The 12,847-nt window shown below is 47.3% G+C and carries 15 protein-coding genes; all 15 read right to left on the bottom strand.

Going from position 1 to position 12,847, the window contains the following annotated elements; genetic code table 11:
• Positions 1-214: 214 nt before the first annotated feature.
• Entirely contained in the window at positions 215-979 is a 765-nt protein-coding gene (recO, locus tag M3661_RS04095) for a DNA repair protein RecO (protein WP_021256796.1), read from the bottom strand.
• 36 nt (positions 980-1,015) lie between these two features.
• Positions 1,016-1,156 (bottom strand): YqzL family protein, encoded by a 141-nt coding sequence (locus M3661_RS04090; RefSeq protein WP_072728894.1) that lies wholly within the window; start codon positions 1,154-1,156, stop codon positions 1,016-1,018.
• A 234-nt stretch (positions 1,157-1,390) separates the two neighbouring features.
• Complete coding sequence (gene era, locus M3661_RS04085; RefSeq protein WP_370510413.1) at positions 1,391-2,311, bottom strand: GTPase Era; 921 nt, start codon at positions 2,309-2,311, stop codon at positions 1,391-1,393.
• An 84-nt stretch (positions 2,312-2,395) separates the two neighbouring features.
• Positions 2,396-2,782, bottom strand: coding sequence for a diacylglycerol kinase family protein (locus M3661_RS04080; protein WP_065290492.1), 387 nt, complete (start codon positions 2,780-2,782; stop codon positions 2,396-2,398).
• Positions 2,782-3,282, bottom strand: coding sequence for an rRNA maturation RNase YbeY (ybeY, locus tag M3661_RS04075; protein WP_251482583.1), 501 nt, complete (start codon positions 3,280-3,282; stop codon positions 2,782-2,784). The genes M3661_RS04080 and ybeY overlap by 1 nt, the downstream gene beginning before the upstream one ends.
• A gap of 57 nt (positions 3,283-3,339) precedes the next feature.
• Positions 3,340-5,610 (bottom strand): HD family phosphohydrolase, encoded by a 2,271-nt coding sequence (locus M3661_RS04070; protein WP_072728897.1) that lies wholly within the window; start codon positions 5,608-5,610, stop codon positions 3,340-3,342.
• Between the two features lie 15 nt (positions 5,611-5,625).
• On the bottom strand, positions 5,626-6,594 hold the full coding sequence (locus M3661_RS04065) for a PhoH family protein (protein WP_021256801.1): 969 nt from the start codon (positions 6,592-6,594) through the stop codon (positions 5,626-5,628).
• Positions 6,595-6,614: 20 nt separating this feature from the next.
• Entirely contained in the window at positions 6,615-7,847 is a 1,233-nt protein-coding gene (gene yqfD / locus M3661_RS04060) for a sporulation protein YqfD (RefSeq protein ID WP_065290489.1), read from the bottom strand.
• Positions 7,844-8,137 (bottom strand): sporulation protein YqfC, encoded by a 294-nt coding sequence (gene yqfC, locus M3661_RS04055; protein WP_021256803.1) that lies wholly within the window; start codon positions 8,135-8,137, stop codon positions 7,844-7,846. Before yqfC ends, yqfD begins: the two co-directional genes overlap by 4 nt.
• 257 nt (positions 8,138-8,394) lie before the next feature.
• The gene (locus M3661_RS04050; RefSeq protein ID WP_251482568.1) at positions 8,395-8,946 is read right to left on the bottom strand and encodes a hypothetical protein; all 552 of its coding nucleotides are present in this window, start codon (positions 8,944-8,946) and stop codon (positions 8,395-8,397) included.
• A gap of 10 nt (positions 8,947-8,956) precedes the next feature.
• Positions 8,957-9,964: a flotillin-like protein FloA gene (floA, locus tag M3661_RS04045; protein WP_065290487.1), complete on the bottom strand. Its 1,008-nt coding sequence runs from the start codon at positions 9,962-9,964 to the stop codon at positions 8,957-8,959.
• A 77-nt stretch (positions 9,965-10,041) separates the two neighbouring features.
• The gene (locus M3661_RS04040) at positions 10,042-11,409 is read right to left on the bottom strand and encodes an NfeD family protein (RefSeq protein WP_065290486.1); all 1,368 of its coding nucleotides are present in this window, start codon (positions 11,407-11,409) and stop codon (positions 10,042-10,044) included.
• A 233-nt stretch (positions 11,410-11,642) separates the two neighbouring features.
• Positions 11,643-12,086 (bottom strand): GatB/YqeY domain-containing protein, encoded by a 444-nt coding sequence (locus M3661_RS04035; protein WP_021256807.1) that lies wholly within the window; start codon positions 12,084-12,086, stop codon positions 11,643-11,645.
• Between the two features lie 15 nt (positions 12,087-12,101).
• A complete protein-coding gene (rpsU, locus tag M3661_RS04030) occupies positions 12,102-12,275 on the bottom strand; it encodes a 30S ribosomal protein S21 (RefSeq protein WP_005547957.1) in 174 nt (57 codons plus the stop codon).
• A 189-nt stretch (positions 12,276-12,464) separates the two neighbouring features.
• On the bottom strand, positions 12,465-12,806 hold the full coding sequence (locus M3661_RS04025) for a histidine triad nucleotide-binding protein (RefSeq protein WP_251482566.1): 342 nt from the start codon (positions 12,804-12,806) through the stop codon (positions 12,465-12,467).
• Positions 12,807-12,847 lie beyond the last annotated feature (41 nt).

Below are 12,847 nucleotides of genomic sequence, written 5' to 3'. Positions count from 1 at the left end.
TAGGGACGAGAGTTATATTCCCGCGGTTCCACCCTACTTGATCGAAATAGTCCGATCCACTTTCACATGAGCCTTGCTCCAAAGTGCCATTTCATTCGTTCGTTCGTTCAGGCTTCCACTGCCCCTGAATCGCTGCATTCAAACGCTGCGAACTACTTTCTTCTTCAACACAAGGTATTCCTCAATTTATTGATTTATTATAGCGAAATGGATATTACTCGTCAAGCTGCGCCAGATCATATTTCTCCATCTGCTCAAGGAACTGCAATGATTTCAGACGTACCCCAACATGCGTATCCATGTAACCACGCATGCAAGCCCGAAGCTGCAGCTTAGTTGCAGGCTTCAATGTAATATTGCCCAGACGATGCAAGTCTGTCATCTCGAATTTTTGAAGCAATGCAAGCATTTGCAGATTGGCGACGTAATTCGCATGTTCCCTCGGCTTGCAGCTTGCACACAGCGCACCACCTAACCGCCAACTAAAAGCAGCAAGCCTCTCCTCTGTACCGCAAGCGACGCATGCATGCAGTTGAGGAGCTACGCCAGTTCGCTGCCACAATTTCATCTCGAAGAGATGGGTTGTCACCTGTACATCCTTGCCTTGGGCAATAGCTTGCAAGTAGGCATGGAATTGATCAAACATTGGCCCCCCAGCTTCTTCATCATGCAGTGCCTTATCCACTAATTCAGCCGCATAGGACGCATAGGCTGCCAGATGGAGCTGCTCACGAAGCTGATGATTCGCCTCTACTATCTCACATGAATTAAGAGTACCAATATGCCCCATTCCACGAAAGAACACGTACTCCCCATAAGTGAACAACTGAGTCGCCGCAGCATGTCGGCTACGAACCTTTTTCGCGCCGCGAACAAGAACACCGACTTTGCCGTGAGATTTCGTACAAAGTGTGATGATCTTATTGCCTTCCCCATAGTCCATGCTGCGGATGACAATTCCTTCAACCCGATATAACACTCTCGTCCTCCCATGATTGACGCTGCATAATCATTATTAATCTGTAGATTGCTCCACGATTGGCGCAATCTCTGTTGGGTGCTCCTCAAGCTCTTCAGTCATTCCTGCCTGCTTATATAGCAAGTAAGCGTCGACATCCCCCGTCTTCGCAAATACATTCCATGAAAAATCACGCATTGCTACAATCCCCTTTCGTTAAGAGAACCTTAATCAATGACATGCTCCTATGATGCCCGCAAGCAACAATAGTGGCAGTTATAGTTGCTGTACCTGAAGCGAACGTTCGAGGCAATATCTTCGGATACAGACCAGCAAAACTATGCGTCATCATTTAGGTTGTGCTGCTTAGAAGGGAATATCCATTGCAAAAATTGGAGTGTATGGTTTAGACCAGCCTGTTCCTCGCTAGATTTACTCGTGTCTAAAACCAAGATCGCGCAAGACTCGATCCTGATTTCGCCAATCTTTTTTGACTTTCACCCATAGTTCCATGAATGTCTTGGAACCGAGCAAGTTTTCGATATCCTGTCTCGCCAACTTTCCAATTTCTTTCAACAAGGCACCCTGCTTGCCGATAACAATTCCTTTTTGTGAATCCCGTTCCACGAAAATAACTGCCGAGATATATACAACGCCATTCTCCTGCACACGCATATCCTCGATCGTTACCGCAATGGAATGAGGAATTTCTTCTCGCGTCAGGTGCAATATCTTCTCGCGAATCAATTCTGCAACGACGAATTGCTCCGGATGATCCGTAATTTGATCATCTGGATAGTACTGCGGGCCTTCTGGCAAATAGCCTCCGAGCACATCCAGCAGACGGTTGACGTTGCTTCCATTTATCGCCGAGATCGGCACAATCGCTGCGAAGTCGTGCAGCTCATTGTACTCTGTAATCATCGGCGGTAAAGCCTCTGGATGAACCTGATCGATTTTGTTCATGACGAGTATGACAGGAGTGCGGACTTTTTTCAATTGTTCAATCACATATTTATCTCCGCCGCCAAGCCCAGCAGATACATCGACAAGGAAGAGGACAGCCTCTACCTCATTCAAGGTGTTCAGTGCCACATTGTTCATATAATCGCCGAGCTTCGACTTTCTCTTGTGGATACCAGGAGTGTCCAAAAATACAATTTGCGAGTGATCCGTTGTATACACGCCATGAATTTTGTTGCGTGTCGTTTGCGGCTTATCTGACATAATGGCGATTTTCTGGCCGATCACATGGTTCATCAGTGTAGATTTGCCGACATTTGGGCGACCTACAATCGCGACGAAGCCCGATTTATACGTATTACGATTCATTTGATCTTGATTATGAAACATGAATTCCCCTCCAAAACTTCTCTGTATGTGCATACACGGCGCTCTGCCGTTCAATAACGACAATAGCGCCGTGTATGAATGTCTTCATCCGTGCATAACGCGCAGAATCGCACCAAGCAGCTTCATTCCCGGTTCGAAAAAGATAGCAACGCCAACTATAACGGCGAATACCGCCGTCACGAGCACGGCTCCTGCGGCGGTATCTTTGGCTACCTTCGCCAATGGATGCGGTTTAGGCATCACGAGATCGACGACAGATTCTACTGCGGTATTCAATAGTTCAGCTGAGATTACGATGGTAATGGCGAGTCCTAGCCACAGCCAGTCCGAAGTCGATATTTGCAGTACAGCCCCTAATAGAAGTACCAACACACTCATTGCTGCATGTACCCTCATATTGCGCTGCGTTCGTATTGCATAGGCTATTCCTGCGAAGGCAACACGAAAGGTATCGCTCCACGGACGCTTCATTAGCGGCGCAAACCTACCTTCTCCAGCACTGCTTCCTGCTTGTCCATCATAATTTGTTCACTTGGCTCATCCTGATGATCATATCCGAGCAAGTGCAGGAAGCCGTGAACAAACAAGAATCCAATTTCACGCTCCAAGGAGTGACCATATTCATCCGCCTGCTCCTTGGCACGTTCTGTTGAGATGATGATATCGCCAAGCAGATCATTCATCTCATCCAATTCTTGCTCATCCTCAATTTCGTATAGAATGTCCAATTCCTCTTCAACAGATTCGTTCAAGGCAAAGGACAATACATCTGTCGGACGATCAATTCCTCGATATTCACGATTTAACTCATGAATTTGCTCATTATCAACGAACGTTAACGCGACCTCTCCCTCTTGAATGCCCTCCATCGCCGCAGCTTCCTGTAGGATACGCTCCAGCAGCTCAATTAGGGAAGGATCTATCGGGTAAATGTTTTGATCGTCATTCCATTCCAGCTTCATACTCGACATGTTCGTTGCTCCTTACTTGCAGTTTTAAGATGTACGTTCAACCGAATCAATCGCAGGCTACGACTTCGGAGCTTCCGCTGCAGCACCCGCGTCCTTATTCTTCAACTTCGAGTCATCCGGATACTCAATGCGGGAGTGGAAGATTCCCATTACAGTCTCCTTCAGTGACTGAGCAACAATATCCAGCTCGCGCAGTGTCAGATCACATTCGTTGAACTGATTGTCGTCCATCCGATCCTTCACAATTTTATGAATCATCGATTCAATTTGCTCGACTGTCGGATGACGAAGCGAACGCACTGCCGCTTCCACACAATCCGCTATCCCTACAATAGCCGCTTCCTTCGATTGGGCTTTAGGCCCAGGATAGCGGAAATCATCCTCAGTAAAGTCAGGCTCAATACCCTGTTCTTCCGCCTGCTTCTTCGCTTTAAAGTAGAAATACTTCAAGAAGGTTGTACCATGATGCTGCTCAGCAATATCTCGTATCGGCTTCGGCAGCTTGTAATCCTTCAGCATCTCAGCGCCGTCCCGGGCATGAGCAACGATAATGGACGTACTCAGCTTCGGATCGATTTGATCGTGCGGGTTGTCCATATTCGTCTGATTCTCAATAAAGTAACTTGGACGCTTCGTTTTGCCGATATCATGATAGTAGGCACCTACTCGACACAGCAGTCCATTCGCACCAATCGATTCCGCAGCCTGCTCAGACAGATTCCCTACCATCACGCTATGGTGATAGGTTCCCGGTGTTTCTGTCAGAAGTTTGCGCAGTAATGGATGGTTCGGATTGGACAATTCAACCAGCTTGAGTGCAGACAGAATGCCAAATGTAACTTCAAAAAACGGCATCAGTCCAAGTACAAGCACAGATGTGAGCAGTCCGCTGGCAAAGGCAAATGCAGCCGACAGCATCGTATGACTCTGATTCATTGGCTCTCCATATAGCATGGACAGCGTCAGAGCCGTTACACTGCCGAAGATACATACCATAATGCCTGCCTTCAAGATCGTGGAGCGTTGGCTTGCACGATGAATGGCGAATATCGCTGCGTAACTGGTCACGAGCGCAAAAAATCCAAAATGGAAATCAAACAACGTGCCTTGGTTGGTGTTCAAGATCATCCCCGCAAGGATACTCAGAACGACTGCACATATATACGCTAGCGGCAGATCGATAAGCAGGGTAATCAGCATAACCCCCATCGCAGTTGGTGCGACATACCCAATATAAGGGATTTCCTTCGTCTGCGCGTAGCCGATTATATGAATCGCAATAATATTGATTATGAAAATCAACACAAGCATCAGCAACTGCACGTTGTTAAACTTGAAATGAGTATGGCTTGATTGACGCATAAACATAAACAAGACAAGCGAGAACATCACCGACAGAAGCAACAAGCCAAATTGCGGCCAGTAGTTAACTTCTGATTTCAAAAGATCGTTCTCTTTCAGCAAATCATAAGTCTCTTGAGAGATAACCTGCCCTTTTTTAATAAAGATATCGCCCTGCTTAATGAAGATTGGCTGCGTATTCTCCCGCGCCTGAACCTTTGCATCCTTCGTTGCGTCATCATTATAGAACTTGTTCGGCGTAATGCAGAGGCGAACGAGCTCCTGCACCACCTCGCGAGCAGAGCGCTTATCCAGCGAGCTTGCATTGACGTATTCCGGTACCTTAGCACGCGGCACAGAGGCATCTGGAACCGCGTCAGCCATCAGCTTAGACACTAGTTCCCGAGCAACAGGCTTCATTTGTGCGACGTCTTCTTTAGTCAAGCGTGCAATTTTCAGATACGTTTCTTCAGGGATATCGTACTTCTGCTCGTCAATGCGTTTCTTTACTTCGTCAAGCAGTGTACTCGAATATGTATCCTTATTGCGGCTTGTCGTCAGAAATTCCCTAAGATACTTATTGACTTCATCAGGGATGACGGTGCGATATAAGCTGATCTTCTGTGCGTACGATATGAGCTCATCGTCATTTAACTGGTCGATACGCTCGAACAGAGAATCGATTAAGCGCTCATTTTTGAGCGAGATAATCTCATAAATGGGCTGTACGCGCTCAGCAGCCTGCTCTTGAGCTTTAAGCGTTGCCTTCTTATCTGGGATTTGAATCGGTGCGATAATATCCTTCTCACTCTTCGCATTGACTTCAATATCCAGCTTCTCTGGCAGAATGCTCGGCGCCAAACTGAAATAAAATAATAATGTTAATAAGAAAAACAGAAGAAAACGTACGCCTACGCTATACTTCCATCCCGTCATATTCACTTGACGTTTGCTATTTCCGTTGCCGGAACGATTTGTCTGTAGCATAGAGAACAGTCCTCTCTATCCTTGGTTTTCGCTTTCCTTCTGGTAAGCTGTAATAATTTTCTGCACTAAGGAATGACGAACGACATCCTGCTCGGCAAAATGCACGAATCCGATCTCCTCAATCCCGTTCAAGATTCGCCCTGCTTCCACGAGACCAGATCTCTTACCGCGAGGCAAATCAATTTGGGTAATATCCCCGGTAATGACCATCTTCGATCCGAAGCCAAGTCGTGTCAGGAACATCTTCATTTGTTCAGGCGTCGTATTCTGTGCCTCATCCAATATGATGAACGCATCATCCAGCGTCCGTCCCCGCATATAGGCGAGAGGCGCAATCTCAATCAATCCACGCTCAAGAGCCTTAGCCACCTGTTCCGTGCCCATCACGTCATACAGCGCATCATAGAGAGGGCGCAAATACGGATCTACCTTCTCTTGCAAATCTCCAGGCAAGAAACCAAGGTTCTCTCCGGCTTCTACTGCAGGCCGAGTCAAAACGATTCGCTTGACGGCTCCTTCTTTCAACGCAACGACGGCAAGTACAACGGCAAGATACGTTTTCCCTGTACCTGCAGGCCCTACACCGAATACGATGTCTCTCTTCTTAATCGTTGATACATAATGCCGCTGACCTATTGTCTTAACGCGGATCGGTTTGCCGCGGTATGTATGTGCGATTTCGCCCCTGAATAAATCAAGCAGCTCGTCAACCTTCCATTCCTGCGCTAAATCGACTGCATACATGATATCCCGTTCAGACAGGATAATATTGTTGCGAATCAGCTCGAGCAGAACGAGGAATAACTGCTCCAATTTTTCAGTTTCTTCCGCTTCCCCCGTAATGACAACCTCCGCCTCGCGCGATGTTACTAGTGCATCTGTACGGCTTTGAATCAAGCGCAGATGCTTATCTTGCGGCCCGAACAGGGCTAGTCCTTCAGCAGCATTTTGTAGTGAAATTTTAACAGTCTGTTGTTGCGACAAAAACCTCAGTCTCCTTGTATTCAGTGTCCTTGTTCATGTGGTTCTGATTCCGGTTGTGATTTCTGTTCAAACTGGCGAACAAGCGGAAGTTCTTCCGCTATTGATTGCTCCACTTCAAAAAGCACCTTCATGACCACTTTACCATTGTCCGTCTTCTGATGCAAAATTTTTTCCGAATGAATGCGGGCATTTGGTCCGTTTTTGCCGAGCACATCCGCCCTAGCTTGCTTCAGTCCTGCCTCTGCAGCTTGCGTCTCCGTTCGTTCCTCAGATGCGAACTGAACTTCCTTAATTTTCTCATTCGTCCAGCCAATAGGCAGCGACAACTGCCTCCATTTCAGCGTGTTGTCCTCCTGCAGCTGCTCATAATGAGCATAAGGAATATCTCCGAATCCAGAGACCATAAGTCTCCGGTTGCCTGTCACGATATATTTTCTTTCTTTCTCTTCCCCTGTGTATACTTTATGCTTCATGACGAGCGGCGAGGAAATCTCATATTGGTGCCAGACGAGCCCTCTTGCTTCTCCCTTGGCCGCCACATCCTTCGGTTCAGTTTCAGTTCCAACGGCCCCGGAAATAAGTACAGCGCCTTTTTTGACGCGGGCATTGCGGGCAACGACAGCTCGTCCATTCTCCGCGATAATATCAGTTACGATTGCATCCTCTGAAGCAACAATATGTCTTGGATTAACCAATTTCAATGAATCGGGCTTCGTTGCTTCAATCACTTGAATTGATACCCTGGTCCCTTCCCAATTGACTCCCACCCATGATGCCTCTTTCAGCTTCGTGTGCATCGCCTTCGCAATTAGATCAGGGTCACGCAGACGGAATGTCCACTGAAAAGGATATATCCCCTGCTCTTTCGCAGCCGCAAGCACCTGCTCTGTTGGTATGCGATCATTGCCCTTCACATCAATGGACCATACCAGCGAGGAGAGCATGTACAATCCAAGCATAAACATAGCGAAGCCAATCAAGAAGAACTTGCGGCGGAGGACTCGTCTCAACGCAAAAGGCCATCCTATCCGCTGCTCCACATGAACCCGACAGCCTGTCTGCTTCAAAATGGGCCTCAGGTTAAAATAATCAGACAGCAGTACATAGCACTGGAAGTCTTGGAACGAAGTCCGCTGCACATCCCACACTTGGATTTGTTTGGAGACGACAGCATTAATAAAAGACTCCGCATTCCCTCCTCGAATGCGAACCCGAACATAGCCGCGAGCATTGGCCAACGTAGGTGCCTTCACTTCATTTCCCCCGTTCCATTGTATGTGATATTGCGTATGATTCCTTCAATACGTATCTCTTCCGTCCATATCGCCCGAATAACAAGCTCTGATCCGGATATCTCTAGTTCTCCATTGGTTAGCGCCAACCGAACCAGTTCGTTCGAAAAATGCACAATCCCGCGGTGGTTCTCAACGATAAGATGCCGATTTCCAATCATGGCTAACCGGGGCGTATCCGATAATGTATCCTGCGGCAGATCCAGCCAATTCGCTGTCCAGTTGCTTAATTTGCGGCCAAAGCGACTCATTTTGCGACGGGCCCCCTTCCTATTCGTTACAATTTATGCGCAGAATGACGCGATTATAACGATTGCAGCGACCCTTCACGCGAGATCCTCGAGGAATATTCCATGTTAATGATTGTCTGTGGAACTGCAGAAATAAAAAAAAAGCCCCACTATGCAGGCTTAGCATGTATTGTACTGAGCCTGTATGTGGAACTTCTCTCTTCGCCTACAGTTGTTCCTAAACGGAACAGCGAGGACTTGTATTAATACTTATAGATTCAGCGGCGATGCTGATAGGGACGCTTGGCACGCGGCGGGCCGAGCACCTCCGCCCAAATGACTCCCTGCATCACTTCATCAGGTGTTACTGCCCGGCTTGAAGAACCCTGCCCTTGTTCGGGTGAAGCAGCTGATGAAGTATGGCGCTTAGAGAATCTGGAAGCTGATCCGGACGAGATCGAGCTCGCCATTCGGTCAATTGCAGCCAGACGCTGCTCTAGCTCCGTAAGACGCGCCTCATCCGAGTCAATGGAATCATACGAGTTACCTGCGCTCGAAGCCATCCCTGCTGGCTCAGGTCGTTCAGCGCTGGTCGTATACACAGGCTGACGTTCTGGCCTGCGTTCTACCTCCTCGTATTCCTCCTCGCCTTCATCTTCATACCTCTTGTCATCGCTGCTTTTTGCAGCCCCTCCACTAAAATCAGGCATCCGGTTGGTTTTGTCCTTTTTCTTCGAGCCGCCCAGTGAAGAAAAAAGAGCTCCCAAAATAATAATCGCTATTAACGGATTGCTTGTGACGAAATGAATAATCTTCTCAATGATCACCATGGCTCATCGCCTAGCTTTCCGATTTGTTGTCGTGATTATGGTTGGAATTATTGTCGGAGACTTTGCCGATTGTACCGCGCATTTGCGTATCGGCTTCAATGTTTTTCAAATTCATATAATCCATCACACCCAACTTGCCGCCGCGAAGCGCTTCAGCCATAGCAAGAGGGACTTGAGATTCCGACTCAACAACACGTGCACGCATTTCAACGACGCGCGCCTTCATCTCTTGCTCTTGCGCGACTGCCATTGCACGGCGTTCTTCTGCTTTTGCTTGCGCAATGCGCTTATCCGCCTCAGCTTGCTCTGTTTGCAAATGCGCACCAATGTTCTTACCTACATCAACGTCTGCAACATCAATAGACAAGATTTCAAAAGCCGTTCCCGCATCCAAACCTTTGCCGAGTACAGTACGGGAAATAAGATCTGGATTCTCCAGAACGTCTTTATGGGATGCGCTGGAACCTACAGTTGTAACGATACCTTCGCCAACACGCGCGATAATCGTCTCTTCCCCAGCACCACCGACGAGACGCTCGATGTTCGCACGTACGGTAACGCGCGCGCGAACCTTTACTTCAATACCGTCCTTCGCCATAGCGGCAACGATAGGCGTTTCAATAACGCGCGGGTTAACACTCATTTGCACCGCTTGCAATACATCGCGACCTGCAAGGTCAATTGCTGCTGCGCGTTCGAATTCAAGATGAATATTCGCACGTTGTGCAGCGATTAACGCATTAACAACACGGTCAACATTACCGCCCGCCAAGTAGTGACTCTCCAATTGGTTAATATTCAGTCCAAGACCAGCCTTGGTAGCCTTAATCATTGGGTTAACGATACGGCTTGGGGTTACACGGCGCAGACGCATAGCGACGAGTGAGATAATACCGATCTTCACCCCGGACGCAATAGCCGAGATCCAGAGCATTACTGGGAAGAAGCTAAAGAATACACTCAGTGCAATAACAATAACAACCCCTATTAACAGCGCAGTTACCATAGATGGATCCATATTCGATCATCCTCCAATATTTTGTTATATGTGTGAAGCAAGGGTTAGAACCTATAGTGAAAAATAACATAAAGGGGTCAATCTTTGGTCAACGATCGTACGACAATCCGTACGCCCTCCACCTCAACAACCTCAATCTCTTCGTCACGGCTTATAAAACCGCCATCTGTGACGACATCATATTTGATATCTCCAATCAAAGCCGTTCCCGATGGACGCAATGTTGTCAATGCACGCCCTGTCTTCCCGATCAGCTCTGTATGATTTATATTCGACACGTACCCTTCATCTGTCGTCAAGGAATCGCGGAGAATGAACTTATTCCAAATGCCGCGGTGCTTGAACACACGAACGACGATGATAACCACGATCAGAGCAGCTGCGAAGGCAATGCCAAGCGACATCAGCGCATCTGCTGTATCATTAGCAGCTCGCACGACACCCGTAATCAAGCTTAACGACCCTAGTATACCCAATATGCCGAAGCTCGGGATGAACAACTCCAGTGCTAGCAGTATTAGCCCAATGATGAATAGTACGATGGTCTCCACCCCCGCTAGTCCTGCAATGTAGTGACCGAAGAAATACAAACCAAATCCAGCAATCCCCAGTATTCCTGGGACACCGAAGCCTGGTACGAACAGTTCGATTGCAACACCTGCGATTCCAAGGAACAGGAGCAATGTCGCAATCCCTGGATGAACAACAAAGGCTGCAATTTGTTCTGAGGTAGAAGGCTCAATCTGAACAAGATTTGCTTGATCAAGCTTCAACTGTTTCAACAGATCTGCCGTATTGGATGCTACATATTCCGCATAGCCAGCTTTACGCGCATCCTCCGAGCTCAATGACAACACCTCACCCGATGGTATTGTCCGTCCCAGCTCCTTAATTTCGTAAGCGCCTTGCAAATCAGCCATTGCTTGTGCAACGAGCGGATCTCTGCCATTTTTTTGTGCAACGGCTTTCATTTTGCTAACCCACATGGCGACTAGCTTCGGATCATTCACGTAATTATGAGCCCCATCAACCAAGGCTGCCGATCCGATTGCACTGCCTGGAGTCATTGCGATCTCATTGGCGCTTAGTGCAAGATAACTGCCTGCCGATGCTGCATTGCCCTCTACGAACATAATCGTACGCACAGGACTGGAGATAATTCTCTGGCTGATATTGCCCGCAGATCCCAATTCTCCACCCGGTGTGTCCATCTCGATAATAATCGCTTCAGGACTTAGCTGCTCTGCCTCATCAAGTGCCCGGAACAGGAAGGACTCCATAACTGGATTCACCGTTCCCTTCAGTGGAAGGACTATCACATTGTGTACCGAACTGCCTTCCGCTTTCACTTGAGCGCTTACAAATGGGATGCAGGAGAACAGGATCATGATCGCTGTCAAAACTAAGGTGGCTAATCCTAGTGGTTTACCTCGAAAATACCGCATGGTGGATGACTACCCCCTTTCTTATTCTGTTGTAGACAAATGCGATACGTGCTATTCAAAAAGCTTGCTGACAATTGTGGCATGACTCACATTGTGAAAACAGCCCTTTTGAACACATATAATAATACGTCCTGATCATGCCTTGCGTTTCATCTTTAGATATATAGAAAAAAACACTCCTTATGAATAAGGAGTGTTTTTTATCGTTTCGTCAATAGACGTAAAGAGATCGTTTATTGCAGACATTGTTGCACGACAGAATTGACTAACTTGCCGTCTGCGCGCCCCTTCACCTTTGGCATGAGGGCACCCATTACTTTCCCCATGTCGGCTTTCGAAGAAGCACCGGTCTCTTGGATGGTCTCTTGTACAATCACTTTTATCTCTTCTTCGGAAAGCTGAGCAGGAAGATAAGGCGTCAAGATATCAATTTCCGCCCGAACCCCATCTGCCAAATCGCCTCGACCTGCTTTTTCGAACTCGTGGAGGGCATCTTTCCGCTGTTTGATCTCACGACCTAGAATTTCAAGCACTTCATCGTCATTCAAAGTTCTTCTTTCATCTATCTCAACATTCTTGATCGCCGAACGAACCATTCGGATGGTGGAGAGTTTGAACTTGTCTTGACTTTTCATCGCTTGCTTCATATCTTCGTTCAATCTTTGGCTAAGATCCATTGGTGCGTAATCCTCCTAAAACTTTCTCTTGCGGGCAGCCTCGGACTTCTTCTTGCGCTTAACGCTTGGCTTCTCATAGTGCTTGCGCTTTTTAACTTCAGCCAATACGCCATCCTTCGCGATGGAGCGCTTAAAGCGACGAAGTGCAGCATCGATTGTCTCGTTTTTGCGAACTTTCGTTTCAGACACCAGTTATCCCTCCCTCCGAACAGACCGTCCAAGAACAAAAACACGGTTCATCAAATTACATTATATGTGATTGTAAAACTAGGTGTCAACCATGTGAACAGATTATAACGACATTTCATGGTTGGAAATGTTTGCACAGCGGCATTTGCCCGCATGTTGACCTGCCATTATATGGCTATAATACGCGATTTATCCAATCAATGCTCCCAGCTGTTCGCCGCCAAGCAAATGATAATGGATATGGAATACCACTTGTCCACTATCCTTGCCGCAGTTGTTAATCAATCGGTAACCCGATTCTGCAATGCCTAGCTCACGTGCAATATGCTGAGCAGCGCGATGAATGTCGCCAATTAGGGCGAAATCCTCGCCTTCAGCATCGTTCATTGTTGCAATATGTTTCTTTGGAATCACGAGAATATGTACTGGAGCTTGGGGAGTAATATCGTGAAAGGCTACTACAGTATCATCCTCATACACTTTTTTCGAAGGAATGGAGCCTTCGACAATTTTACAAAAAATACAATCCATCTCTTTCATTCCTCCCTCATTTGTATTCGCTCTGAGCCTGC

Origin of the sequence: Paenibacillus sp. MER 180, from assembly GCF_023713665.1 — a bacterium.
GTDB classification, from domain to species: domain Bacteria; phylum Bacillota; class Bacilli; order Paenibacillales; family Paenibacillaceae; genus Paenibacillus_B; species Paenibacillus_B suaedae.
Note: the sequence above shows the minus strand (reverse complement) of the source record. Positions and strands in the feature narration are given on the sequence as shown.